Here is a 25,055-nt window from a genome sequence, read left to right as displayed (position 1 = left end):
GCAGTGGCCGGCCGGCAGGACTGCCGGCGGCATGATCGGCTGAAATCAGATCGTCCAGCCGCCGTCGATGGCGATCGCCTGGCCCGACGTGTAGGTCGCACCGGCGAGATAGACGGCAAGATCGGCGATCTCCTCCGGCGTGCCGAGTCGACCCATCGGCTGGCGAGCGATGAAGGCGGCGCGCGCTGCATCATAATCGCCTTGGGCACGCATGCGGTCCTGCAGCGACGGGCTTTCCACCGTGCCGGGGCAGATGGCGTTGCAGCGGATGCCTTGAGCGACATAATCGGCGGCGACGGATTTGGTGAGGCCGATGACCGCCGCCTTGGTGACGCCGTAGGCAAAGCGGTTCGGCACGCCCTTGATGCTGGAAGCGACGGAGGCCATGTTGATGATCGCCCCGTCCTTGCGCTCAAGCATGCCGGGCAGCACCGCGCGGATCGTGCGGATCATCGCCTTGACGTTGAGGTTGAAGGCGAATTCGAGATCGGAATCCTTCATCTCGAGGATCGAGCCCGCATGGACGAAGCCGGCGCAGTTGAACAGCACGTCGACGGCGCCGATTTCGGCGACGAGGGTGTTGACCGCATCCTCTTCGAGCACGTTGAGCTTATGGGTGGAAACGCCGGTTTCGGCGGCAAGGGCAGCCAGCGCATCGATGTTGATGTCGGTCGCGTGGACCTTGGCGCCGGCCGCGGCAAAGGCTATTGCCGTCGCCCGGCCGATGCCCTGACCGGCGGCGGTGATGAGAACGGTCTTGCCGGAAAGTCTGTTTGTCATGTCACGGGCCTTTTCTTGATTTGTCCACGCTGGACGATGGTATGCCAATGCGTCTCAGGCGAAGGCTCAGCCATGAAGCTCGCCCGTCGCCGTCTATCACTAAAGTGTATCGCGATCTTTCAGATTCGCCTGTCACGCTTCAGGTCCTTGGTTTCGCGCGACATGCTTCAGCTTTCTTTGCGCGCTTCGACCGGGTTCTGGCAAGGTTAGCGCAGCACGCCGCCTTGCTTCCGGGCCGGCTCCGGGGCTGATGGTTATTCCCATGCGCTGCATGGTCTTCCTCCCTGTCCCCGGCGTGTTTGTGATCTCGCCGTTTGGACGTCTCCAGGCTTTCGCCTTCCCAGCGTGTCTTCAGCTATAATTTGTCTGTTTATAGACAAACAGACGATTGGCCAAGGGTCAAGTGCGAAGTTTTCCTTTTCCGGCTGCGGTTCTGCGTATATGCAGGACTATATTCACAGGAGGAAGGAATGGAGATCGACGAGTCCGACCGCTACCGCGCTCCTGCCCTCGACAAGGGCCTCGATATTCTGGAGCTGCTTGCCGGCGTCGACAGCGGCCTCACCCAGGCAGAGATCGCCAAGCGGCTCGACCGCAGCCCCAATGAATTCTACCGCATGCTCGACCGTCTGGTGCGCCGCGGTTACGTCACCAGGCTGGACGGCGATCGCTACTCGCTGACCTTGAAACTCTTCGGTCTCGCCCAGCTGCACGCACCGGTGCGCCGGCTTGCTTCCTATGCTACGCCGCTGATGCGCGATCTTGCCCAGCGCACGCGCCAGGCCAATCACCTTGCCGTGTTCGACCGCGGCGCGGCTGTTGTCATCGCCCAGCAAGAGGCGCCGGATTACTGGGGATTTTCGATCCGTGTCGGTGCCCATATCAGTCTCTTCGACACCGGTTCGGGCCATGTGCTCCTCGCCTTCCGCAGCGAGGAGGAACGGGAGATGATGATCTTGGAACATGTGCGTAGCCACACCGACATCGAACTCGGCGCGGAATTCTACGACCGTCTCAACCAGATCCGCGAGCGCGGCTACGAGATGATGGCAAGCGCCCAGACGTCAGGCGTCTACAATCTTTCCGCTCCCGTTCTCGGGCCGGACCGGCGCTGCATCGCCGCCCTCACCTGTCCGTTCATCGCTCTCGTGAATGCGCCTTCGGCACCCGATATCAGCCAGACGATCCTGCTGGTGCAGAAGACCGCAGCCCAGCTTTCGCTGCTGGCCGGCGCCGACGTCGCCAGCCCCGCTGACAGCTGAGAATTTCTATTTGAACAATCCATTCACCAAAGATAGGTTGCCGGAAGGCCACTCCCCGGAGGAAAAAGAGCGTGCTCATCGATACCCATCTGCATATCATCGACCGGTCGGCGCTGCATTATCCCTGGCTTTCGGGCGAGCCTGACCTCGATCACGATTTCCTCTATGAGACTTATGCGGCCGAGGCCCGGCGCTGCGGCATCACGAAAGTGCTGCACATGGAAGTCGACGTCGATCCTGCCGTCATACAGGCCGAGACTGATCATGTCGCCGGCATTGCCAAACGGGCAGGCAGCATGATTGCCGGCGCCATCGTTTCCTGCCGGCCGGAAGACGAAGGCTTTGCCGCCTATCTCGAGCGGCAAAAGGCCGATCCCTTCGTCAAGGGATTCCGCCGCGTGCTGCATGTCGTGCCCGACGACGTGTCCGAAGGCGCGCTGTTTCGCGAAAACATCAGGCGGATCGGCGGCAGCGGCCTGACCTTCGACCTCTGCACGCTTCCGCATCAGGCAGGCCGCGTGACCGCCCTCGTCGATCTTGCCCCGGATGTGCAGTTCGTTCTCGATCATTGCGGCGTGCCCGATATCCGCTCGGATGCCTTCGAGCCCTGGAAGGCCGGTGTATCGGAGATCGCCCGGCGGCCGAACGTCATCTGCAAGGTCTCGGGTGTCGTCGCCTATGCCGATGCCGAGACATGGACGGCGCAGACGCTGAGGCCTTACATCGAACATGTGATTGCAAGTTTCGGCTGGGATCGCGTCGTCTGGGGCAGCGACTGGCCGGTCTGCACGCGCGGCGGCGGGCTTTCCACCTGGGTGGCCGCGACCCATGCCGTGCTTTCCTCCAGCAGCGAGGCGGAGCGCTCCAAGCTGCTTTTCGCCAATGCGCAGCGCCTCTGGTCGCTCTGATCCGGTTTACGCAATTCCTGAGGGCAAGCCGCCGCACAATTTTTCGCGCGAACGCTCCGGCATCGCGAAAAACGTGATGTGCCTTACAAAAGTGCTACTTTGGCATGTTTTTTGCTGGATACTGAATGAAGCATTGCAGTGTTTCGGTTTGAGACGACTTACAACCAAGCAATTGCGAGCTTTATACATCTCGGGTAAAAGTTGTCAGGCAGGGATATGACGAATAACCTCATGTCCGCTGGCCTCAGGAGGGAAAATAAAATGAAAGAAGAACCGCATGCAGTGGACGTTCACGTCGGAAAGACCATCCGTATACAGCGTCTACTGAGGAAAGTTTCCCAGACGGAATTGGGAGATCGTGTTGGCGTGACGTTCCAGCAGATTCAGAAATATGAAAAGGGCTCCAATCGCGTTTCCGCCAGCATGCTGGTTGAAATCGCCGGCGCGTTGAAGGTCGATGTCAGGACGTTTTTCGACGATCTGTCGACGCCGGATACGGCCAACGACAACCCAGCTCCCAGCGAGGAATTCGTCATTTCGCGTGAAGGCGTTCTTCTCAATGCTGCCTTCTTCTCGATCAAGAACGAAGCTCTTCGCAAGAAGATCCTGAAGCTTGTTCAGGCGATCGCCCACACCGAACAGTTGGAAGCTGACGCGGCCGAATAGACCGGCAATCCGTCATGCGATTCCAACGGACCGCATAAGGACCAATAGCGACTGATCGGGATCAATTGACATCGATCGAGATCAATGACGATCGATCAGGATCAGGTTCTCGCTGGCGTCCTTCATTGCGATCTTGGCCTTGCTGCCAAGCAGCTTCTCGAGATTGACGTCTAGCTCCCTGTCGGGATCTATGCCGTCCCAATCGATGACGACCTGCAGCAGCGCCATGTTCGTCAGGTGCATCAGATTACGCAGCTGAAGCTTTTCAGCCTCCTCCTTGGCTGCCGACAGCAGCCGGAAGATCCTTGCGTATTCACTGCCTGTACCTTCGGCATATTGTTCAAACATCGTTTCCGCCCTCTTGGTCGTGAAACCCTACGATTCCATCATCAGTGCATCTTTCCGCTGCGACCGTTATTCTACCGTTACAGGAGTCACGCTGCGCGTGACTTCGGCGTGCAGAAGCTCCCAGTGGGAGGTAGCGGCGAAGCGCCAGTCACGGTTGACGGGGAGGAATTCGTCGCGGCGTAGCCACTCCAGCACCAGCCGCGCGTCGTTGCGCTTACGCTCGACGCGGAACTTGCGGATGGCTGCGAGGATATGGTCGCGGCGTGGTTTGCGGGCGAAGTGGCACTCGTCGACTACCTTCGCATAGGTTCGCTCCGAAAAATGCAGGAAACGGCCGGCAAGCAGCAGTTTCTTGCGTTCGCCGGGCGAAATCTCGCCATGGGCGTGAAGCGCTTCGATCGTCGGCTCGAAATCGACCCAGGGGACGGAAAGCGGCAGCCAGCCGAGCTCCTGCGGCGCATGCACCAGCGCGACGGCCTCGTCGTCGATCAGCCGGCCGGCCTCGTAGTCCTCGAAGATCGCGCCGAGGCCGACCATGCCGAAGGGAGCGCATTCGGCCGCCCGCAGTGCCCCCATGCTGGCGCCGCCGGCAACCGCGACGTCGCGTTCGAGGGCATAGAGGATTTCCTTGTGCCAGACCGAAGGAAGGTCGCCGAAATAGCCGTCGACGAGGCCGATCGCGGTCGCGCCATCTTCTACCGCCTTCAGGATGTCGCCGCAGGCGGCCGGCGGCCGGAAATCGATGCGGGGAGACATCGCTCTTGCCGCGGCGAGATCGATGCCAAGGCTCGGACCGACGAACATCACCTTCATGATTGGGCTCCTCTTAAGGTGTTGACCGCACGCATGCCGAGCTGGATGTACTGGCCCGAAATATCGACCTCCAGGCCGGGCACGATCACCCTGACGACCGAGACCGGCAGGGTCCCGTGCGCAAACGGCACGACGACGATCTGCTCGATGCCGGTCGCCGTCAGCCGGCCGGCAATTTGGCGGATGGTCTCCTGGATCGTCGCCGGGCGGCGATGACGGGTCTGGAACGCGCGCATCCGGCCATCGCCCTCGCAGAGTTCGACCACTTCCTGCATGGCTGCACTGCGGTCGAGCCTCTGATAGATGCGCGGCGAGAAATCGTCGCGGCTGCCGGCGATCGCGGTCAGCCGGCTCTGCGCCGCTTCGGTGATGGCGCGCAGCGCGGCGCGCACGGGATCGGGATGGCAGCCGCAGCCGCCGCAGACATGCGACCAGCGTGCATCGACACGATCGGAAAGATTGCCGGGCAGGATGACGGCGAGGAAAGTGGGAACGCCGATATCAGTCGTCATGTCGAGCAGCAGCAGCCGCATGCCGGCGCGTGCGATCCGATCGGTCATGATGTCGATGACCGCATCGCCGAAGGAGGCCGGGTCGATGCGGCTCTCCTTCAGGTGTTCCGGCGATTTGAGCTGGGTCAAGGCCCAGGCGTCGCGCTCCACCAGCTCGCAGAGTCCGTGCAACGCCGCTTCGGCGGGCGTGTTGCCGGAGGCAAGCCCGTCGCTCGACTGCTCGAAGCCCGGCGGCCTTTCGCCGCGATGATCGAGGCCAACGAGCCACCAGGGCACAAAAACGCTGTTGCCGGAAAGGATATCGAGGCCGGAGCACCAGGGAATGGGGTGACTGCCGATCTCGTCGGGCGCGCAGCGTGCGACATTGTCGAGATCGATCATGGCGGCACGCTCCGCCCGCATGCCTTCGACCGTCGCCTCCGTCAGGTCGGCCGGCGGAATTTCCGCGATCCGGGTCTCGATTGCCTCCATGGCCGCCGAGGTCATGGCGGCGTCATTGTCGATGCCTTTGCCCTGGAAGACCGAGAGCGTATGGCTGTTCGGCCGCGTCGCGAAGGCGACGGGAATGTTCAGGACATCGAGCGCGGTCAGGAGACCGACGCGCGTGATACCGAATTCGCGCAGGTGCGGCCTGATCGCCGCAAGCGTCTGGGCCGGCGTGACCGCGCGGTCGTGATAGTCGCTGACACCGGCCGATGATCGTTCCAGGTCACCGGCAAGCGTTTCAAGGTCGGTGAAAGCGGACATGCTGATATGGTCCTCAGCGGAACCTTAGCGCATGCGTCAGGCTCTCGAGCGCATTGGCGGAAACGTTGAGTTCGTCTTGTTTCATGGCTGCCCTGGCAGCGGCAGAAAAGCGCAGCGACTGTGTCTGAACTGCGGTGGTTTCAGCATTCGTCTTCATGGTCCATCTCCGATTGGTGCTGGCAGCGCCTTGCTGCCGTTAACCATCGGAGGGAAACATTGCCTGCGTCATTTAAGCGTTACAGGCTTTGTTAAAAGGCCATGTAATCAGGGAAGACCGGCAAGTTGCAGGCCTTTTATCAACGGTTCCGTATAAGCGGGATCGCGATCGGGAACGAAATGGCGGATGTCCTCGCTGCGGAAATCCGGGAAATTTTCCAGCACCACCCGGGCGTAGTTCCCAGCCTTGCCGGTATCCCCCGCCATGGCATGCGAGGCGGCGAGCAGGCGGGCGGTCGCCTGCTTCGTCTTTACCGGTTCCAGCGCCTCGATCGCTTTTCCATACTCTTCGCGCATGAAGTGAATGCCGCCGAGGTTCCAGTAATAATAATCCGGCGGCAGCGGATTGAGCTTGAAGGCCGCGCGGCTGAGTTCCAGCGCCCGATCGAAATCGCCGTCATGAGAAAGCGCGTCGGCGAAATCGGCAAGAATGTCGGCGTCGTTGGGATTGAGATCCTGGGCCTGCTGGAAATGCTCCAGGCTTTCGTCGAACCGGCGACGATAAAGCGCCACGAAGCCGAGCTCGCGATAGGCCCGGCCGCTGTTCGGGTCGGACTGCTGCGCGAGGCGGGCTGCACTGTTCGCCTCGTCGAGCAGTTCCGTGTCCTGCATGCCGCGGATCAGCCATTCCATGCCGAGCGCGCGTGAGACGCCGGCATGGGCGGCCGAGAAGTGTTCATAACGGTTGAGCGAGGATTTGAACCATTTGCGAGCCTGGCGCAGATGCTGCAGGTCGGTCTGGGCGATCAGCCGCTTGCCTTCCAGGTAGAGACGGTAAGCGGATGCCGGCGCCTCGCCGATCGGCATCGCCAGTTCATGACGCTCGATCGTGTCGGCAAGCGAAGAGACGATCCTCCGCGTCAGATGCGCGAAGGATTCGCTGATCTTCTGCATGACGAGCGGCAGCTCGATGGCCCAGATCACTTCCGATGTCGTCGTCCGTGTCAGGCGGCAAGTGGCATAGACATCCTCGTCGCGGCCCTGGATGCTGACGTAAACAGCGTAGTCGAAGCTGAGGTCGAGCGGGCCGGGCAAGGCGCGCGTGGGATCGACCGCACGGCTGAGAATCTCGAGGCTCGTATGCGCGGCGATCACCTTGAAGCCGCGCTGCTGGCTGAGGCCGATGGTGACGTCTTCGAGAAGCGCCCTGCCGACGCGCTCCATCAGCGGGTCGGTGAAGATGCTTTCCGGCGGCAGGATGATGATGCGCGGTTGGCCGACCGGATCGACGAACATGCCGGGCGCTGTTGCGCGCTCCGGTGCGGCGGCCTGCGCCGGGGGTATCAGGCCGAGCTCGCGGGCGAGCGCCGTGGTGCTCTCCTCCGGCTCGGTGTCGAAATCGTCCTTCAGCTGGCTCTTGCACTTGAGATAGGCCTGACGTGCGGCCGCCGGATCGTTCATCCCGACATAGAGGCGCATCAAGGCGCGGTACGCCGTCTCGCTGGCGGAGTCGAGTTCCAGGAGACGCCTGGCAAGCGCGACCTGCTCCTCGTCCGATCTTTCGTCGGCGGCCTCGACCAGCCGGCTGAGGTGGGTAGAGCGCAGTTCGTCGACACGCTGGCGTTCGTAGGTCAGCCAGTCCTCGGCGCCCTGCGTCGGCGATTTGGCGCCTTCGAGCAACTCGCCGTTGAGGATTTCGCTGTCCCCAGGGGCAAGCGGCCCCTTCTGTTTCAGAATATGGACGTCGACCTCCCAGCCGTCCGCAAGCCCGATATGGGTTCGCGTTGCGGCAAGCAGCGGTGGAAGATCGGCGGGGATGCTCTGCTCGATGCGCGCGAGCAGCTGGCGCAGGCTGCCCGCCCGCTTTTCCGGCAATTCGGATTGCCAGAGCTGCCGCCTGACGGTTTCGCGGTCAAGTTCGAGATTGGCTTCGGCGGCGAGCATGGCGAGGAGAAAATACGACTTCTCCGGCAAGGGAAGTTCCCTCCCCGCTGCCAGCAATCGCGGTCTTCCGAGCAGGCATAGCCTGTTCGTCGACGTCTGCCCGGATGTCGGTTGCATCTCGGTTCTCACCCCTGAAAGCCAAGGCGCGCGAACGCACCTGCGGTCGAAGGCATGTTAGAGCTATAATGCCGCTTCGCATAGCCGCTTTGCTTTAAAAAGAAGAATTTTCATCTAATATTTGCATATTCTCAAGCTGCGTTGGGAGGAAATGCTTTGCCGACACTTTCCGTCGAATGCGAATGCGTGCCATTTCGGCACGTTATTCATCTCGCCGCGGTCCTCAGGCGGACGTCATCGTTCATATCGAGACGTTAAGTTACTGGCCGTCGATAGAGTGCCAGCCGGGAGGATTGCCGTGAAGCCTGAGGATTGCACCCTCTCCCGGCGAAGAGTGATCAGAGTACCTGCGCAATCCGTCTCGGAACCGCGTCCGTCGCCGCCGCTTTGACGAAATCGAGCCCGATATCGAGCACCGGCGCGCTATGTGTCAGCCAGCCGACAGAAATGAGATCGACGCCGGAAGCCGCGATGGCTGCGGCCGTTGCCGGTGTCACGCGGCCGGATGCCTCGGTGATTGCCCGCCCGTCGACGATGACGACGGCTTCGCGCAGTTGATCCGGCGTCATATTGTCGAGCAGAACGGCATCGACGCCTGTTTCCATCGCTTCACGCAGTTGGTCGAGCGTATCGACCTCGACCTCTATCTTCACCATATGGCCGACGCCTGTCCGCGCCCGGCGGATCGCCTCGGTGACGCCGCCGGCGATGGCGACGTGATTGTCCTTGATCAGCACCGCGTCATAGAGCGCGAAACGGTGGTTCATGCCACCACCCGCCCGCACCGCATATTTCTCCAGCGCTCTCAGCCCCGGCGTCGTCTTGCGCGTGCAGGCGACGGAGGCTTTGCTGTCCTGAATGGCAGCGGCGATCTCGGCCGTGACGGTGGCAATGCCTGAGAGGTGGCCGAGAAAATTCAGCGCGGTGCGCTCACCGCTCAGCAGGCCACGCGACGGGCCTTCGATGGTGGCGATCACGTCGCCCGGCTTTACCGCGTCGCCATCCCTGAGATTTCGGCGCATGACGATCTCGGGATCGACGAGGGTGAAAGCGAGTTCGGCTGCATCGAGGCCGGCGATGACGCCGGGCTGACGAGCGGCCATAACCACGGTCGAGCGATGATCTTGGGGGATGACCGATGCCGAGGTGATATCGCCGGCAAGACCGAGATCTTCGAGCAGGGCTGTCCGCACCAGCGGCTCGACGATCAGGCGCGGAAGGGGAACGAGACTCATTTCAGGCACTCCTTGCAAGGGCATAGGGCGGGGTCGCGCGGGCGATCTCCAGAACGTCGGAAAGGCACATGCGGCGCCGGTTGGCGTCGGCGAGCTTCAGCGGAAAATCGGTGCGGGCATGGGCGCCGCGCGATTCCATCCGCAGGCTGGCGAAGACGGCGATCAGCAGCGCGACAGTGGCTGGATCGGCGGCCGGGCCATTGCCTTCGGCAAGCGGCAGAAGTGCTGCAATCGCTCCCTGAATGGCGCCGGCATTGCGCAGCACGCCGAGATGGCGCGAGACGATCGGCCGGATAAGCGACGCATCAGCGGCCACCGGCAGTTTCTCGGCGAAGATGGTGCCTGCGGCACTTGCGGGCATGCCAGATACGTCGTGTGCTACCCGCATGCCCATGACAACAGCCTCCAGCAGCGAATTGCTGGCAAGCCGGTTGGCGCCGTGCAGGCCGGTCGAAGCCGCCTCTCCGGCGACCCAGAGACCGGAAACCGAGCCGCGGCCGTTTGCATCCGTTGCAACGCCGCCCATGTGATAGTGAACGGCCGGGCGCACCGGAATGAGGTCATTGGCCGGATCGATGCCTGCCTCGCCGCACAGAGCTGCAATGACGGGAAAGCGGGCGGCAAACCGGCTGCCGAGTGCCTTGCGGGTATCGAGAAAGACCCTACCGCCGCGGGCGATTTCGGCGCTGATCGCCCGCGCGACGACGTCGCGCGGCGCAAGCTCTGCGCCTGATGTGCGAGCCATGAAGCGTTCACCCCGTTCGTTGATGAGCAAGGCGCCTTCGCCGCGCACCGCCTCGCTGACGAGCGCCAGCGGCCTGCGGCGCGAGTCGAGCGCCGTCGGGTGGAACTGGACGAATTCCATATCGGCAAGCGCGGCGCCTGCTCTCGCCGCAAGCGCGATCCCCTGGCCGAAATTACCCATCGGATTGGTGGTTGCGTCATAGAGCCCGCCGATGCCGCCGGTGGCGAGCACCACCTTGGAGGTCGGCAGGATGGCGGCGCCTTTCGCGGTGGCGCAAAGCAGGCCCGCCACACGCTCGCCATCCATCAAGATCCGCCGAGCCTCGAAGCCTTCGAGCACCGTGATCGCAGGCGTTTGCATCACCGCTTGCACCAGCGCGGCGATGATCGCCGCCCCGGAGCCGTCGCCTTCGGCATGAACAATGCGGCGGCGGCAATGTGCGGCCTCCAACCCGAGCGAAAGCTCGCCCTCGACATTCCTGTCGAAACGCACGCCCGCTTGTTCCAACGCGGCAATCGCTGCCGGCGCCTCGGCAATGATGCCGCCGGCGACCACGGGATCGCAGAGGCCGTCGCCGGCGGCAAGCGTATCGGCAAGATGCAGTTCGGCGCTGTCATCTTCGCCCATGCTGGCGGCAATGCCGCCCTGTGCCCAGGCGCTCGACGTCTCCGTACCGAGGAGTGCGCGGGTGACGAGGACGGAGGGTTCTGGCGCCAGGGTCAGCGCGGTCATCAAGCCCGCAAGCCCGCTGCCGACGATGACCGTGCGTCCGGCGAGGTGCTCGAGGATCTCGGTCATATCGCCAGCATCCTCTCGACGGCACGGCGCGCGGCAACGGCGATCGCCGGATCGACGGTGACTTCGTGACGGTTTTCCTCGAGTGCTGCACGGATATTGCTGAGCGTGATCCGCTTCATATGCGGGCAGAGATTGCAGGGGCGAATGAACTCGACGTCGGGATGGTGCACGGCGACATTGTCGCTCATCGAGCATTCGGTGAGCAGCACGACCCGCGCCGGCTTTTGCTTGCCGACATAGTTCGACATCACGGCGGTCGAGCCGGCGAAATCGGCTTCCGCCACCACGTCGGGCGGGCATTCCGGATGGGCGAGCACCGTCACGCCGGGATGGTTTTCACGCAGTTGGCGCACATCCTCGGCAGTGAAGAGTTCATGCACTTCGCAATGCCCATGCCAGGCGATGATCTCGACATCCGTCTCGCGGGCGACGTTGCGCGCCAGATACTCGTCCGGGATCATCAGCACCTTCGGCACGCCGAGCGATTCCACTACCTGTTTGGCATTGCCCGAGGTGCAGCATATGTCGGAGGCGGCCTTCACCGCCGCTGAAGTGTTGACATAAGTGATAACGGGCACGCCGGGATGGGCCTGGCGCAGCAGCGCAATATCCTCGGGTGTGATCGAATCTGCCAGAGAACAGCCGGCGGAGAGATCGGGGATCAGTACCGTCTTCTCGGGGTTCAGCAGCTTGGCGGTTTCGGCCATGAAATGCACGCCAGCAAGAACGATGACATCGGCGTCGACCTCGATCGCCTTGCGGGCGAGCGCCAGGCTGTCGCCGACGATGTCGGCCACGCCATGGAAGATTTCCGGCGTCTGGTAGTTGTGCGCGAGAATTACGGCGTTGCGGCTGCGCTTGAGCTCGAGGATCGCGTCGACGTCGTTTTCGAATGTCATCCATTCGGCTTTGGGAATGACACGGCTGACGCGCTGATAAAGCGAGGATGCGGAAACAGGGTGATTCATGACCGGCCCTAATTATGCTCCAGCTGAGCATATCATGGGCAAATAGATATTCTCACGATGAGCATATGTCAATTGCGGGAGAGCGGTAATTTCGTTCCTGCCAGCGCCCGTTCTTCAAGCACCGTGTGACGGAAGCGGAAAAGCTTGGCCGGCCGGCCGCCGGTTTCGCTTTCGGTTCCGCCGGTTTCTTCGACCAATTCCTGCTGTTCGATGAGGCGGCGGAAATTCTGCTTGTGCAGCGTCAGCCCCGCCAATGCCTCGATGGTTCGCTGCAGCCTCAGCAGCGTGAAGCTCTCCGACATCAGTTCGAAGACGACGGGGCGATATTTGATCTTGGCGCGCAGCCTTGCGATCCCGGTCGCGAGAATGCGACGGTGATCGGCAAACATCGCCCGGCCAAGATTGGCCTCGGCTGCGCATCCGGCTTCGGCCACGAGCCTAGCTTCGTAAAGCAATTCGTAGCGCTGCAGCGCCAGATCTTCGTTCCAACCGCCGCCGTCGAGGCCGAAGGTAAAATCCGCCCGGCGATGACGGTGGTCGCGCCTTGCCGGATCGGCATCTGCCCAGCTCCTCAGGCGCGCCATGATCTCGTCGAGTACGACCGGGCGGCCCTGCCGGTGATCTTCCCAGGGAAAATATTCGTACCAGCCGTGCCATCCCGGCCGGCCGGCGCCCGACTGTTCGTTTACGAGGCCGAGATAGCTGATCGAGATCGTTCGCCCGCCTGGGATGTCGTTGTTGCGGTCGCGGTCGGCGAAGGTATAGAGCTGTTCGAGGTAGCCGACGGGGTGCTCGGTCTGCTCCTGCACCCATTCGCGCAGGCCGGATTGCAGCGTGCGGTGGCCCATTTCGAAAGGACCTGACGGCAACGCATTGCCTGATCGGATGGTCATGACGCGCGGCTCGTCCCCCGTCACCGCGACGAGCACCGCAATCAATTCCGCATGCGCAAAGCCGATCGTCACAGGGGACCGAATACTCCGTTCCGAATGAATCGAACGCATCATTCCTGACACAGCCTATGGCCGAAGCCAATGGAGGAGAAGCGCCTTGGCTGCGCTTCCCACATCATCCAGGCACGAAACGCGGTTGTGCTTAGCGATTGCCTGTCTTCAACTGGTCCAGAAAAATTTTCAGTTCCGCTTCATTGATGCCAACGAGATGGCGCTTTTCCGGATAGGCGCCGCTTCTGACGTCGTCGGCGAATTCTGTAAAGGCGGCGATGCGGTCGCGCTGTAGCCGGTCGTGTTCGGCGGCGAAGTTGCGATAGACCTTGGCATGGCGGGGATAGTGGTCGCGATTGGCGCCGAGCACGTCGTCGGCGAAGAGATATTGGGCGTCGCAGCCGCTGCCTGCTCCCATAGAGATCATCAGCATGGAGGTGCTGGCGCTGATGGCGGCGGCGACCTCTCCCGGCACGACTTCGATTTCGGCGGCGAAGGCGCCGGCCTCTTCCAGCGCCTTGGTCTGGCGCCAGATCTCGGCTGCACTCGCCGCCGTCTTGCCGACGGCGCGGAAGCCGCCCGTCCAGGTCGCCTTCGAGGGGATCAGCCCGAGATGGCCGCAGACGGGAATGCCTTCGTCCCGCAGGCGCCGGATCGTCTGCAGGCTTGCGGCGCAATAGACCGCATCGCCACCCGCTTTCAGGGCCGCGAAGGCGGCACGGAGATAGTCTTCCGCCGAGACATGGTCGCCATATTCGAGCCCCGGAATGGCGAAAGGCGTGGGGGCGACCTCACGAAAGACCGGCCCAAGTAGCGAGGGCGGCACTGAAACCATATCGATCCCCGCCTTTTCGGCGGCTTCGGCCTCCTCCAGCGTGGTGACGCGCAACATGGTGAGTTGGCGCTTGCCTTTTTCCGCAAGCAGGTCGGCGACCGTCGCGCGTTTATGTTTCTTCATCGTCAAATTCCTTTGAAAAATAGAGGGCGGCTCAGGCGGCCAACAGGGATTTCAGTTTGATGTCGCTGGCTGCCAGTGCGGCTGGATCGGGGTGGGCGCGCGCCGCGATCAGCATTTCGGCGAGCCTGACGTCGCGTGCCACGGCATTGCCCGGCCCGATGCCGCTTGCGGCGATCAAACGCCCGTCAGCATCGAGATGGAAGAGAATGAAGGCACCTGCGCCGAGATCGCGGCGCAGATGAGTGACGGCGCCTTCGGCAAGGCCTGATATCTGCAGCGTCATGTCGTATTGGTCGGACCAGAACCACGGCACTGATGAAACAGCTTCCTCGAGGTCGAGCATGTTGGCCGCGGCCAATGTGCCCTGTTCCTGGGCATTGCGCCAGGATTCAAGCCGTACCCGGCGGCCGCCATAGATCGACAGCGGAAAGGAGCAGCAGTCGCCGGCGGCAAAGACATCAGGTGCGGAGGTCTTGAGATAGGCGTCGACGGCAATGCCATTGTCGATCGTCAGCCCTGCCCTTTCGGCGATCTCGACATTCGGCCGCGCACCGATGCCGACGAGGGCAAGATCGGCTTCAATCACTTCTTTGCCCGACAGCCGGATCAAGGCTTTGCCGTTCTCCTCGGTCAAAGCTTCGATGGAGACGCCGCAGCGAATATCGACGCCCTCGGCGCGGTGACGCTCTGTGAGCAGATGGGCGATCTCCTCCGGCACGCCGCGCTTCAATACGCGTTCCAGCCCTTCGATGACGGTGACGTCGGCGCCGAGCTGCCGCGCTGTCGCCGCCAATTCCAGCCCGATAAAGCCGCCGCCGATGATGGCGATATGCCGTCCCGGCTTCATGACATCGCGCAGCGCCGTCGCATCGTGATGCGTTCTCAGCGCGCGAATACGCGGACTTCCCAGAGGCGCGCCAGGGAACGAACGCGCGGCTGCGCCCGTCGCGAGCAGGAGCTTGTCGTAGGAGAGCACGGTACCGTCCGAAAGCGTGACGGCCCTGGCTACGGTATCGAGATCCCTCGCCTCCAGGCCGGTCAGCAGCCGGATGCCGCTGTCGGCATATTTTTCCAACGCGGCGATGAATTTCGGATCGCGAGCATCGGTGGAACCGGCCTTCGAAAGCGGCGGCCGCTCATAAGGTGGAAGGGGTTCGGCTCCAATAAGCGTTATCTCGCCGGCAAAGCCTTTTTCACGCAACGCGAAAGCAGCGCGCGCACCGCATTCGCCCGCACCCAGGATGACGAAATGAGCCACGTCCGTTTCCTTATACCGAGATGAAGACGGTGTCGCCTTCGACCTTCACAGGATAGGTTTTGAGATTGACGCAGACCGGTGCACCTTTGGCTTCGCCCGTCTTGTAGTTGAAGCGGCCATTGTGCTTCGGACATTCGATGATCTCATCCATGACAAGCCCGTCGGCGAGGTGGATATGTTCATGTGTGCAGAGCCCGTCGGTGGCGAAGAATTCGTCGTCAGGGCTGCGGTAGACAGCGAAGGTGCGCCCCCCATGATCGAAGCGGATGACATCCTCTTCGTCGATTTCGTCCTTGCCGCAGACCTGGATCCAGTTGCCGCTCATCTTATCCTCCCTTGATCGTGATTATTGTGCCGCCGGGGCCAGTTCGTTGTGAAATTCCCCGCGATAGGGCCGCGCGGTTGCCGGCAGTTCGCGCTTTAGGAAATAATCCTCGTTGCGCAGCTGGCGCAGGAAGGCAGGGATCATCTCGCGATAGCCGGACCAGATCGACGGATTCGGCGCCGGCAGATCGTGCTTGATCATCGCGTGCAGCCTGGGCAGTGCGTGGTAGGGCACCATCGGAAACATGTGGTGTTCGACGTGGTAATTCATGTTCCAGTAGATGAAGCGGCTGATGGGGTTCATGTAGACCGTGCGGCTGTTCAGCCGGTGATCGATGACGTTGTCGGCAAGGCCGCCATGCTGCAACAGCCCGGTGAGTACATGGTGCCAGGCGCCGTAGAGGCGCGGCAGGCCAATCAGCACCAGCGGCAGGATCGAGCCCATGGCGATGGCGGTTGTGATAGTGACAACATAGATCGCCAGCCAGATACGGGCGAAACGGATCGCCTTAGGCTGCTCCATCTCCGGGATGAACGTCTTTTCCGCCGCGCTGACGCCGCCGAAGGCATTGCGCAGCATGTCGATGACCGCATGCCAGGCGTCGAGGATGCCGAAGAAGTTGAGGATCAGCCGGAAGAGATCCGGCGGCCGCATGACGGCGATCTCGGGATCGCGACCGACGATGACGGTATCGGTGTGGTGGCGGGCATGGCTCCAGCGCCAGGTCACCGGATTGCGCATGATCATGAAGCAGGCGATCTGATAGACGACATCGTTCATCCAGCGCGTCTTGAAGGCGGTGCCGTGACCGCATTCGTGCCAGCGGCTGTCGGAGGCTGAGCCGTAGAGCACGCCATAGGCGAGGAAGAAGGGTATCGCGATCCAAGAACCCCAGAAATAGATGCCGAGCCCGGCAAGGATTGCCATGCTGCCGAGCCAGATGATCGTGTCCCGGATTGCCGGCCCATCGGAGCGCTGCATCAGTGCCTTCATTTCCTTGCGCGGAATGTCGGTGTGATACCATTCGGCTGCCGCCAGCCCCGTCTCGACGGCGGTGCGACCGCTTTCGCCGAGCAGGTCGTAGTCACGTTTCTTTGTCTGGATCGCCATCATCCGCCTCCCGCTATGCTGTTGCCGAGGAGGATAGGTTGACTTTGAAAGGCGCTCAATGCAGGCTTGATATAATCTATCAAAAGCCATCATTATTGGCTTGCATCAATGATTGAATCCATCAGGAACATCCATGCGCCGCCCCACCATATCCGATCTCGCCCGTGCCTCCGGCGTCAGCGTTGCCACCGTCGACCGCGTTCTCAATGCTCGCCATCGCGTGCGGGAGGAGACGGCGCGACGGGTCTATGATGCGGCGCAGGCGATCGGCTATCATGCCGTCGGCCTCATCAGGCAGCGGGTCTTTGAGGATCTGCCGCAATACAGGCTTGCCTTCCTGCTGCAGAAACCAACCCAATCCTTCTACCAGACCTTTGCCCGCGAAATCGAAGCGGCGGCGCGCGCTGTCACCACAGCCCGTCTCCAGATCCAGATCGAGTACCCCTCGGCGACGACGCCTGCCGCCATCAACGAAAAGATCAAGGCACTCGGCGCCCGCAACCAGGCCGTCGCTGTCGTCGGTCCCGATTATCCGGCGGTGACGACCGCAGTCGAGGAGCTGAAGGAACGCGGCATCCCTGTCTTCTCGCTGCTTTCCGATCTCGCCACAGGGGTGCGTGACGCCTATGTCGGCGTCAACAACCGCAAGGCCGGACGCACCGCCGCATGGACGATCGCGCGGACGGCGAAGAAGCCCGGCAAGGTCGCGTGTTTCGTCGGCAGCCACCGCTTCCACGGCCATGAGCTGCGGGAGATCGGCTTTCGCTCCTATTTTCGCGAGAACGCCCCGGAATTCGATGTCGTCGATACGCTGATCAACCTCGAGACTGCCGAAATCACCCATGAGGCAACGCTGACGCTTCTGCAGAAACATTCCGATCTCGTCGGCCTCTATGTCTGCGGCGGCGGCATGGAGGGGGCGATTTCCGCCTTCCGCGAAGAGGGTGTCGCCGGTCGGATCGTGCTCGTGGTCAACGAGCTGACGCCGGAGAGCAAGGCCGGCCTTGCCGACGATATCGTCACCATGGTGGTCGCTACTCCGCTGCCCGCTCTCTGCAAGGAGCTTTTGTCGCTGATGGTCGGTGCGATCGAGCATGGTGAGGCTGCCGTTCCCGGTCAGTCCTTCCTGCCATTCGATATCTATATCTCCGAGAACATCTGAGAATGAATGAATTCCATCATTTCGATTGAAAATCTCTCAGCAATGAAAGCGGCCTCCGGCAATGACGGATGGTTTGCCGGGTGAATTCGGATAGAGATTCGCTCGCCCATTCACGAGGAACCGCTCCGCCGTGGCGCGGAGACGAGGAGGATATTTCCGTCATGACTTCGATCCGCTTTGCGCTCAACCATATGGCCGCTCCGTCGCTTGCTATCGATGATTTCTTCAAACTGGCAAAGTCGCTCGGCATCGACGCCGTCGAGATCCGCAACGACCTTTCCGGTAATGCGATTGTCGACGGCACCAGGCCGGAAGCGATCAAGGATGCCGCCGCTCGTCACGGCCTGACAATCATTTCGATCAACGCTTTGCAGCGCTTCAACGAATGGAATGAAACCCGCGCACGAGAAGCGCAGGAACTGATCGACTATGCCAGCGCGTCTGGCGCCAAGGCGCTCGTCCTCGTTCCGAAGAACGATGGCACCGGCTGCGCCGATGGGGAACGGCAGGCTAATCTGCGCCAGGCGCTGTCGGCACTGAAGCCAATGCTCGATGAAGCCGGCATCATTGGTCTCGTCGAGCCGCTCGGTTTCGAAATCTGCTCGCTGCGCTCGAAGACCGAGGCGGCCGAGGCAATCAGAGAGCTTGGCGCGCAATCGACCTTCAAGCTCGTTCACGACACCTTCCATCACCACCTTGCCGGCGAAGCAGCGACCTTCCCTGAGCTGGCCGGCCTCGTGCATATCTCCGGCGTCAGCGATCCTTCCGTCTCCGTTTCCGATATGCGCGATTCCCATCGCGTGCTCGTGGATGGCGATGACCGGCTCGACAATGCCGGGCAGATCAGGGCGCTGCTGCAGGCGGGTTATAAGGGTCCGTTCTCCTTCGAACCCTTTGCAGCGGAAGTGCATGCGGTCAGGGACCCGGCCGGTGCGCTTCGTACCAGCATGGATTACCTGTCAGCGCGGGTTTGAGAACCGGGCAGAGCGCCGCCCAATGATTGTCGCCATAATTGGCCACCCGCCGTGGCCAATTATCGGATGTTACTTCCTGCCTCTGAACCGGCGTTGGTAGGCCGGATCGTAGAGCGAGCTCTCGCGGAAGTCATTGGCCGCGAGCGAGGGGCCGACGAAGATGATTGCCGTGCGCTCGATCGGCTCGGCCGCAACCTTTGCCTCGATATCGGCAAGCGTGGCGTGCAGGACGCGCTCGTCCGGCCAGGAGGCCTTGACGACGATCGCGACGGGGCAGTCGGCGCCATAAAGCGGCGTCAGTTCCTCGACCACTTGCTTCAGCGCATGGATCGCCAGATGGATCGCCAGCGTGGCGCCCGTCGCGCCGAATTTGGCGAGCGTCTCGTCGTTCGGCATCGGCGAAGCACGGCCGGAAACGCGGGTCAGAACCAGGCTCTGCGCTACCGCGGGGATCGTCAGCTCGCGCCCGAGGGCCGAGGCTGCGGCGGCAAAGGCCGGAACGCCCGGCGTCATCGTGTAGGCGATGCCGTGTTTCTGAAGACGGCGTACCTGCTCGGCCACGGCACTCCAGACGGAAAGATCGCCGGAATGCAGCCGGGCGACATCCTGGCCGGCTGCATCGGCCTGCAGATATTCCGCCTCGATCTCGTCGAGTGACATCGGTGCGGTATCGACGATGCGCGCGCCCGGCGGGCAATATTGCAGCAGTTCGGGCGAGACGATCGAGCCGGCATAGAGACAGACCGGGCACTGGGCGATGAGATCGCGGCCGCGCACGGTAATCAGATCCGCAGCACCTGGCCCTGCGCCGATGAAATGTACGGTCATCTCGTCATCCTTTCGTCCAGCGCCACTGCGTCACTGGCATGGCCGGCCGCCAGCCGCTCATGCCGCCGACGGGCTGTGCGCGCGATATTTCGATGCGCGTGAGGAAGCCGCCGTGTTTTGCATATTCGCCGAGCAGCATTGCTTCCATCTCCAGTGTCACGGCGTTGGCAACGAGCCGCCCTCCCCGCTTCAGCGCGGCAATCGCAGCGTCGATAACACCCGCTTCGCTGCCGCCGCCACCGAGGAAGATCACATCCGGTTCCGGCAGGCCTTTCAGTACATCGGGCGCTGAACCCTCGACGATGGCGAGATGCGGCACGCCGAAGGCCGATGCATTGCGAGCGATCCGCGCGGCCCGTTCTGGCGACTGCTCGATGGCGATTGTCTTCAGGCTGGAATCGGCCAACATCCATTCGATGCCGATCGAGCCCGCGCCCGCGCCGATATCCCAGAGCAGTTCTCCGTGGCGCGGCGCGAGCGCCGAAAGCGTCATCGCCCGGATTTCGCGTTTGGTGATCTGTCCGTCATGCTCGAACAGGTCGTCTTCGAGCCCGGCGGTGAAAGGCTGAATACGGGCCCCCTCCCCTGCCGCGATATCGATTGCACAGACGTTTAGGGGATCGATGTCCTCGAGATCGAAATTTGCCGCGACGGCACTTCTTCGCCGTTCCCGAGCGCCGCCGAGCGCCTCGAGCACGGTAAGCTTCGACTGATCGAATCCGGTGCCGGCAAGCAGGGCTGCCAACTCGCCCGGCCCCTTCTCGTCCGAGGTCAGCGCAATGATCCGCCGGCCGGGGTGCAGATGCGGTCGGATGAGATCCATCGGCCGTCCATGCAGAGAGATCGTCGTGACCTCCTGCAGCGGCCAGCCGAGGCGGGATGCGGCAAGGCTGAAGGCCGAAGGCGCGGGAATGGTGCGCATCTCCTCCGCCGCCACATCGCGGGAGAGCGTTGCGCCGACACCGTAAAGGAAGGGATCACCGGAAGCGAGCACGACAACGGGCGTGCCGCGCCTCTCCAGGACTGCTTCGACCGAGCGCTCGAATGGGCTTTGCCAGGAAAGCCTCTCGCCCGATATCAGCGACGCAGCGAGCGCGTGATGCCGCGCTCCGCCGAAGACGGCGGGTGCCGATGCAATCAACCGCCTCGCCTCCTCGCCCAGCCCTTCTGGACCATCTTCGCCGATGCCGATAATAGTCAGCCAGCGCTCGCCGGATACAGGAGAAACATCAGACATGGGAAGACCCCGCATCCTGATCCTCGGCGGCACCGGCGAGGCGCGCCTGCTGGCCGAGGCGCTTGCGGCGCGTGGTGATTGCGATGTTCTGCTGTCGCTCGCCGGGCGCACCGAAAAACCGGCCGTGCAGCCTGTTCCGATTCGCGTCGGTGGTTTCGGCGGTGCTTTGCCGCTGGCTGATTTCCTCAAAACCGGCGGGTATGGGTTGCTGATCGACGCCACGCATCCCTTCGCCGAGCGAATTTCGGCCAATGCCGCCTTTGCCGCCGAGACCACCGGTATCGCTGCGATCGCTCTGCGCCGTCCAGAATGGCAACGTCTGCCGGGCGATCGCTGGCGAGACGTGCAAAGCATTCCGGCTGCCATCGATGCGCTCGGCCCCTCCCCCCGCCATGTCTTTCTCGCGACCGGCCGGCAGGGCGCGCATCATGCGGAAGCGGCGCCGCAACATCATTATCTCATCCGCAGCGTCGATCCCGTCGAACCGCCGCTTGCGAATGTCGCATACATCCTTGATCGTGGTCCGTTCTCGCTGGAGAGCGAATGCGCTTTGCTGAAGCAGCACCACATCGACGTCATTATTGCCAAGAACAGCGGTGGCGCCGCTACCTATGCGAAAATTGAGGCCGCCCGCCTGCTCGGTATCGAGGTGATGATGGTCGTGCGCGCACCGGCGCCCATGGTCACGGCGGTCGAGACAACAGAGGCGGCACTGGCGGTGATCGATCACCTGTTTCCCCCTGCCATGAACCGCGGCGTGTAGACCAAATCAAGCTTGCCGGGCCGTACGACGATCCGCGTTTCGGCTGAGCCGATGATAATGCAGGTTGCCATATCGGCAATCGACGCATCCGCTTGCGAAAGAGGCTGCACAGCGATGCGCTCGTCGGGCCTCCCCGCCGCACGCCCGAAAATAACTGGCGTTGCAGCCGGCAGATGGTCGCGCAACAGCTTGAAGGCCTCGCCGAGTTGCCATGGTCGTGCCCGGCTGATCGGATTATAAAGCGCAATCACGAAGCCTGCTTTTGCAGCCAGTTCGAGGCGTTTTTCGATTATATCCCAAGGCTTTAGGTTGTCAGACAGCGACATGGCGCAGAAATCGTGGCCAAGCGGGGCGCCTGCTCTTGCCGCCACGGCCAGCATCGCCGTGATGCCGGGCAGGATGGTGAGATCGACCGAGCGCCACGCAGCCGGGCCGTTCTCGATCGCCTCGCAGACGGCTGCCGCCATGGCGAAGATGCCGGGATCGCCACCGGAGACAACGCAGACCTTGGCGCCATCAGCGGCCATGGCAAGGGCTGCCCCTGCCCTTCCGAGCTCTTCGCGATTGTCCGAGGCGTGCCGCAGTTGATCGTGGCGGAGTTGCAGCCTGTCGAGATAAGGGCCGTAACCGAAGAAATCCGTCGCCGCGTCGACGGCCGCCAGGGCTTCCGGCGTCATCTGCTCGGGATTGCCGGGACCGGTGCCGATCACGAAAAGCCTGCCGCTCATCGCCTGTCCTCCCAGCCCGGCACCAGCACCAGGGAGAAATACGGCGCATCGCCATCGCTCCTGTCGGCAAGCTTTTCCATTGCCGCATTCGCCATGGTGCCGCGCTCGACATAGACGGCTTCCGCAAGTCGGCCGGCCGCCGCCAGCGCCCGGCGGATCTTCGGCAGGTTGCGGCCGACCTTCATAATGACGGCGGCTTGCGTATCGGCAAGACGGCGCGTCAGCTCGATTTCCGCCATCGTACCGGGCAGTACGGAAAGCACGTCGTCGCCCTGGACGATCGGCATGCCAGCCAGCGACCAGCAGCCCGACATGGCGCTGATGCCGGGGATCACTTCGGTGGGGTAGCGCTGGGAAAGCCTGACATGCAGGTGCATGTAGGAGCCATAGAAGAGCGGATCGCCTTCGCTGAGAACGGCGACGGTCAATCCGGCATCGAGATGTTCGGTGACAGACTTGGCAGACTGATCATAGAATTGGGTGATCAGGCTCTGGTAGCGTTCGTCGTTCTTGTCGATCTCTGTCGTCACCGGATAATAGAGCGGCAGCAGCATCACTCCGGACTTCAGCAGCGGTTCGACGATTGCCTTGCCGTTGCCGCCCCTGCCCTGCTTGGCGAAATAAGCGATCACGTCAGCGCCTTCGATGGCGCGCACGGCTTTTAGGGTCAGTAGCTCCGGGTCGCCGGGACCCGTGCCGACGCCGATGAGACGACCGGTCGTCATAGGCCCGGCCTCGCCAATGCATTGACGGCCGCAGCCGTCATGGCGCTGCCGCCGAGCCGGCCGCGCACGATGGCAAAGGGTACGCCATAGGAATTCTCCGCCAATGCATCCTTCGATTCCGCCGCGCCGACGAAACCAACAGGCATGCCGAGGATCGCCGCCGGTTTCGGGGCGCCGTCGCGCAGGAGTTCGAGAAGATGGAAGAGCGCGGTCGGTGCATTGCCGATCGCGACGATGCTTCCGCCGAGCCGATCGAGCCAGAGATGCATGGCTGCGGCCGAACGTGTGTTGCCGGTCTCACGCGCGAGCTCGGGCGTCGCGGGATCGCGCAACGTGCAGATCACCTCGTTCAGTGCCGGCAGCCGCGCCCGGGTAACGCCCTGGGATACCATCTCCGCGTCACAGAAGATCGGTGCGCCGCTCTTCAGGGCGTCACGCGCCGCACGGACGAAATCGGCCGAGAACAGGAAATGCTCTGCTGCCTCGACCAGCCCGCAGGCATGGATCATGCGCACGGCAATTTCGGCTTGATCTTCGGTAAAGCGCGAAAGATCGGCCTCGGCGCGGATGATCGCAAAGGAACGCTCGTAGATCGCGTCGCCGCTGCGGATATAATCGTAGTCTGGCATTCCTATTCCTGTCGCAGCGCCTTCGAAACGCCGGTTGTGCCAAGCCGTGTAAGGCAGGCGGCGGTCGATTCGCCAGCATCTCTGTTGTCTTCGATGGCTCGGGCGAGCCTCTCTATAGCGAAATCGATCCGACCGCCAGCGATCCGTTCGTCGGGATGATCCGCCGCAAGCCCGTTGAGGATGAGGTCGTAACCCTCAGCCGAGCCCGTCAGGGTCAGCGCGGGCCGCGCATGCGCGCAGCCCTTGGCGCAGCCGGAGAGATGCAGCGTCAACGAACCGTCAAAGAGGGCGGGCGCTGCGGCAATGAGGCGGCGCGCCAGAGTTCTCGTCTCGTAGAAGGCTGAGCCGCAGGCGCCGGCGCCTGCGCAGGCGGCGATGTGCTCGCTGTCTTCGCCGGGTTGCGCACTGAAGCCAAGTCTGGCTGCGGCGATCTGCATAGCCGGCACTGTATCTGCCGGAAGCCCAATGAGAAAGAAACCGCGACCGGGCGCAAGTCGGATGGCTGTTGTGCCATGAATCTCTGCAAGATCGAGCAGAGCGGTGAGATTGGGCACCCTCATCTGTCCGAACTCGGGCCTGAAGCCGAGCACGGTTTTGCCGTCCGCCAGCCGGTGCAAGCCGGAAAGCGGCATCCCTGTCGTGCGGGACGGAGTGAACTGAATGCCATTCATTGCAGGAAAATGCGCCCGCAGAAGCGCCGGATCGATATCGCGTGTCCGCCTGCCCTGCCCGAGGGCTGCCAACAGGCTCAGAATTTCGCCGACGGCGGATATCGCCACCTCCGCAGGACCGACTGCGACCGGCGTTGCGGTTTCACCGTCGCCATTGATCGAGACAAGCCAATTTGCGTCGAATTGTGCGACGACACGGATATCGGCGGAAAGTGCCGACAAGCCGAAGGCTCCACCGCCGTCGATGAGGAGCGAAAGTTTCGGCGCGAGCCGCGGCGAGGCGATGAGATGGTGGAGCGTGCGGCGCAATGTCATTTCCATTGCGGACGGATCGCTCAACTCTTCCGGATCGATGCCGTGCAGTGGCGATATCTCGATCGCCGGCCCGTCCGGCACAACGATTCCGGCGGCCTCGATATCGGCAGCGAGCTGCCCTACGGTTTCGGACCGCAGCCCGCGGATCTGCAGATTGCCGCGCGCGGTGATCTCAAGAATGCCGTTGCCATGCGCTGCGGCGGAGCGAGCAAGATCTGCGAATTGCGGCAACGTCAACGCGCCACCGGCCGGTCGCAGCCGCACCAGCAAGCCATCGCCGGTTGGCATGGGTGCGGCAAGGGCGGGGCAGGCGCCGCGCCTGCGCATCTCCACCGCCGGGCGACCGTGCGTATCCGCCTCGCTTGTTCTGTCGCTCGCCTCAGCGGTCTTAACGCTCATTCTCAATCCTCTGACCATTTCTTACATGAT

General features: G+C 62.6%; 26 protein-coding genes. 6 read left to right on the top strand and 20 right to left on the bottom strand.

The genetic code is table 11. The features are described from left to right. Nucleotides 1–45 precede the first annotated feature (45 nt). Entirely contained in the window at nt 46–780 is a 735-nt protein-coding gene (locus tag EFD55_RS13085; RefSeq protein WP_125845478.1) for an SDR family oxidoreductase, read from the bottom strand. 470 nt (nt 781–1,250) lie between these two features. Here EFD55_RS13085 and EFD55_RS13080 point away from each other — a divergent pair, with 470 nt between their 5' ends. The 3 genes from EFD55_RS13080 (at nt 1,251) to EFD55_RS13070 (ending at nt 3,616) form a co-directional block, all read left to right on the top strand. Continuing rightward, nucleotides 1,251–2,042 carry an IclR family transcriptional regulator gene (locus tag EFD55_RS13080; RefSeq protein ID WP_125845477.1) on the top strand — a complete coding sequence of 264 codons (792 nt, stop codon included), beginning with the start codon at nt 1,251–1,253 and terminating at the stop codon, nt 2,040–2,042. A 71-nt stretch (nt 2,043–2,113) separates the two neighbouring features. Further along, nucleotides 2,114–2,950 (top strand): amidohydrolase family protein, encoded by an 837-nt coding sequence (locus tag EFD55_RS13075; protein WP_125845476.1) that lies wholly within the window; start codon nt 2,114–2,116, stop codon nt 2,948–2,950. A 261-nt stretch (nt 2,951–3,211) separates the two neighbouring features. Beyond that, nucleotides 3,212–3,616, top strand: coding sequence for a helix-turn-helix domain-containing protein (locus tag EFD55_RS13070; protein ID WP_008531490.1), 405 nt, complete (start codon nt 3,212–3,214; stop codon nt 3,614–3,616). A gap of 81 nt (nt 3,617–3,697) precedes the next feature. Here the strand turns inward: EFD55_RS13070 and EFD55_RS13065 are convergent, their stop codons facing one another. From EFD55_RS13065 to EFD55_RS13010, 13 genes are all read right to left on the bottom strand, one after another. Next, entirely contained in the window at nt 3,698–3,964 is a 267-nt protein-coding gene (locus tag EFD55_RS13065; protein ID WP_125845475.1) for a hypothetical protein, read from the bottom strand. 66 nt (nt 3,965–4,030) lie between these two features. Next, entirely contained in the window at nt 4,031–4,777 is a 747-nt protein-coding gene (locus EFD55_RS13060; protein ID WP_125845474.1) for a TfuA-like protein, read from the bottom strand. Further along, nucleotides 4,774–6,036 (bottom strand): YcaO-like family protein, encoded by a 1,263-nt coding sequence (locus tag EFD55_RS13055; RefSeq protein ID WP_125845473.1) that lies wholly within the window; start codon nt 6,034–6,036, stop codon nt 4,774–4,776. Before EFD55_RS13055 ends, EFD55_RS13060 begins: the two co-directional genes overlap by 4 nt. Nucleotides 6,037–6,049: 13 nt before the next feature. Continuing rightward, complete coding sequence (locus tag EFD55_RS33150) at nt 6,050–6,193, bottom strand: hypothetical protein (protein ID WP_165504814.1); 144 nt, start codon at nt 6,191–6,193, stop codon at nt 6,050–6,052. A 107-nt stretch (nt 6,194–6,300) separates the two neighbouring features. Continuing rightward, a complete protein-coding gene (locus EFD55_RS13050) occupies nt 6,301–8,253 on the bottom strand; it encodes a BTAD domain-containing putative transcriptional regulator (RefSeq protein ID WP_125845472.1) in 1,953 nt (650 codons plus the stop codon). A gap of 338 nt (nt 8,254–8,591) precedes the next feature. Next, nucleotides 8,592–9,512, bottom strand: coding sequence for a carboxylating nicotinate-nucleotide diphosphorylase (gene nadC, locus EFD55_RS13045; protein WP_125845471.1), 921 nt, complete (start codon nt 9,510–9,512; stop codon nt 8,592–8,594). Continuing rightward, nucleotides 9,490–11,031, bottom strand: a complete 1,542-nt coding sequence (locus EFD55_RS13040; RefSeq protein WP_125845470.1) for an L-aspartate oxidase — start codon at nt 11,029–11,031, stop codon at nt 9,490–9,492. The genes nadC and EFD55_RS13040 overlap by 23 nt, the downstream gene beginning before the upstream one ends. After that, nucleotides 11,028–11,999 (bottom strand): quinolinate synthase NadA, encoded by a 972-nt coding sequence (nadA, locus tag EFD55_RS13035; protein WP_125845469.1) that lies wholly within the window; start codon nt 11,997–11,999, stop codon nt 11,028–11,030. Before nadA ends, EFD55_RS13040 begins: the two co-directional genes overlap by 4 nt. A 68-nt stretch (nt 12,000–12,067) precedes the next feature. Next, nucleotides 12,068–12,964, bottom strand: a complete 897-nt coding sequence (locus EFD55_RS13030; RefSeq protein WP_125845468.1) for an NUDIX hydrolase — start codon at nt 12,962–12,964, stop codon at nt 12,068–12,070. A 130-nt stretch (nt 12,965–13,094) separates the two neighbouring features. After that, entirely contained in the window at nt 13,095–13,901 is an 807-nt protein-coding gene (locus EFD55_RS13025; RefSeq protein ID WP_125845467.1) for a 3-methyl-2-oxobutanoate hydroxymethyltransferase, read from the bottom strand. A gap of 31 nt (nt 13,902–13,932) precedes the next feature. Continuing rightward, on the bottom strand, nt 13,933–15,159 hold the full coding sequence (locus EFD55_RS13020) for an NAD(P)/FAD-dependent oxidoreductase (RefSeq protein WP_125845466.1): 1,227 nt from the start codon (nt 15,157–15,159) through the stop codon (nt 13,933–13,935). Nucleotides 15,160–15,169: 10 nt separating this feature from the next. After that, entirely contained in the window at nt 15,170–15,484 is a 315-nt protein-coding gene (locus EFD55_RS13015) for a MocE family 2Fe-2S type ferredoxin (RefSeq protein WP_125845465.1), read from the bottom strand. Nucleotides 15,485–15,505: 21 nt separating this feature from the next. Continuing rightward, nucleotides 15,506–16,594, bottom strand: a complete 1,089-nt coding sequence (locus tag EFD55_RS13010) for a fatty acid desaturase family protein (protein WP_125845464.1) — start codon at nt 16,592–16,594, stop codon at nt 15,506–15,508. 133 nt (nt 16,595–16,727) lie between these two features. Between EFD55_RS13010 and EFD55_RS13005 the strand changes: the two genes are divergently transcribed. Together EFD55_RS13005 and EFD55_RS13000 are read left to right on the top strand one after the other, a co-directional pair. Continuing rightward, nucleotides 16,728–17,756 carry a LacI family DNA-binding transcriptional regulator gene (locus tag EFD55_RS13005; protein ID WP_125845463.1) on the top strand — a complete coding sequence of 343 codons (1,029 nt, stop codon included), beginning with the start codon at nt 16,728–16,730 and terminating at the stop codon, nt 17,754–17,756. 161 nt (nt 17,757–17,917) lie between these two features. Then, the gene (locus EFD55_RS13000) at nt 17,918–18,730 is read left to right on the top strand and encodes a TIM barrel protein (protein ID WP_125845462.1); all 813 of its coding nucleotides are present in this window, start codon (nt 17,918–17,920) and stop codon (nt 18,728–18,730) included. Between the two features lie 69 nt (nt 18,731–18,799). Here the strand turns inward: EFD55_RS13000 and cobM are convergent, their stop codons facing one another. Beyond that, nucleotides 18,800–19,558 (bottom strand): precorrin-4 C(11)-methyltransferase, encoded by a 759-nt coding sequence (gene cobM, locus EFD55_RS12995; RefSeq protein WP_125845461.1) that lies wholly within the window; start codon nt 19,556–19,558, stop codon nt 18,800–18,802. A gap of 4 nt (nt 19,559–19,562) precedes the next feature. After that, nucleotides 19,563–20,795 carry a precorrin-6y C5,15-methyltransferase (decarboxylating) subunit CbiE gene (cbiE, locus tag EFD55_RS12990; protein ID WP_125845460.1) on the bottom strand — a complete coding sequence of 411 codons (1,233 nt, stop codon included), beginning with the start codon at nt 20,793–20,795 and terminating at the stop codon, nt 19,563–19,565. Between cbiE and EFD55_RS12985 the strand changes: the two genes are divergently transcribed. Continuing rightward, a complete protein-coding gene (locus EFD55_RS12985; RefSeq protein WP_125845459.1) occupies nt 20,794–21,558 on the top strand; it encodes a cobalt-precorrin-6A reductase in 765 nt (254 codons plus the stop codon). The genes cbiE and EFD55_RS12985 overlap by 2 nt on opposite strands. Here EFD55_RS12985 and EFD55_RS12980 read toward each other — a convergent pair. Genes EFD55_RS12980 through cobG form a run of 4 tightly spaced genes read right to left on the bottom strand, consistent with a single transcriptional unit; the run spans nt 21,522 to nt 25,025 of the window. Then, the gene (locus EFD55_RS12980) at nt 21,522–22,286 is read right to left on the bottom strand and encodes a precorrin-3B C(17)-methyltransferase (protein ID WP_125845458.1); all 765 of its coding nucleotides are present in this window, start codon (nt 22,284–22,286) and stop codon (nt 21,522–21,524) included. The two genes, EFD55_RS12985 and EFD55_RS12980, sit on opposite strands and share 37 nt — an antisense overlap. Then, nucleotides 22,283–23,011 carry a precorrin-2 C(20)-methyltransferase gene (locus EFD55_RS12975; RefSeq protein WP_125845457.1) on the bottom strand — a complete coding sequence of 243 codons (729 nt, stop codon included), beginning with the start codon at nt 23,009–23,011 and terminating at the stop codon, nt 22,283–22,285. The genes EFD55_RS12980 and EFD55_RS12975 overlap by 4 nt, the downstream gene beginning before the upstream one ends. Beyond that, nucleotides 23,008–23,640, bottom strand: a complete 633-nt coding sequence (locus EFD55_RS12970; protein WP_125845456.1) for a precorrin-8X methylmutase — start codon at nt 23,638–23,640, stop codon at nt 23,008–23,010. Before EFD55_RS12970 ends, EFD55_RS12975 begins: the two co-directional genes overlap by 4 nt. A 2-nt stretch (nt 23,641–23,642) precedes the next feature. Beyond that, the gene (cobG, locus tag EFD55_RS12965; protein WP_125845455.1) at nt 23,643–25,025 is read right to left on the bottom strand and encodes a precorrin-3B synthase; all 1,383 of its coding nucleotides are present in this window, start codon (nt 25,023–25,025) and stop codon (nt 23,643–23,645) included. Nucleotides 25,026–25,055: the final 30 nt, after the last annotated feature.

This window comes from Rhizobium pisi (genome assembly GCF_003938655.1).
GTDB classification, from domain to species: domain Bacteria; phylum Pseudomonadota; class Alphaproteobacteria; order Rhizobiales; family Rhizobiaceae; genus Rhizobium; species Rhizobium pisi.
The sequence above is the reverse complement of the archived record's forward strand: the minus strand, read 5'-3'. Positions and strand labels throughout refer to the sequence as shown.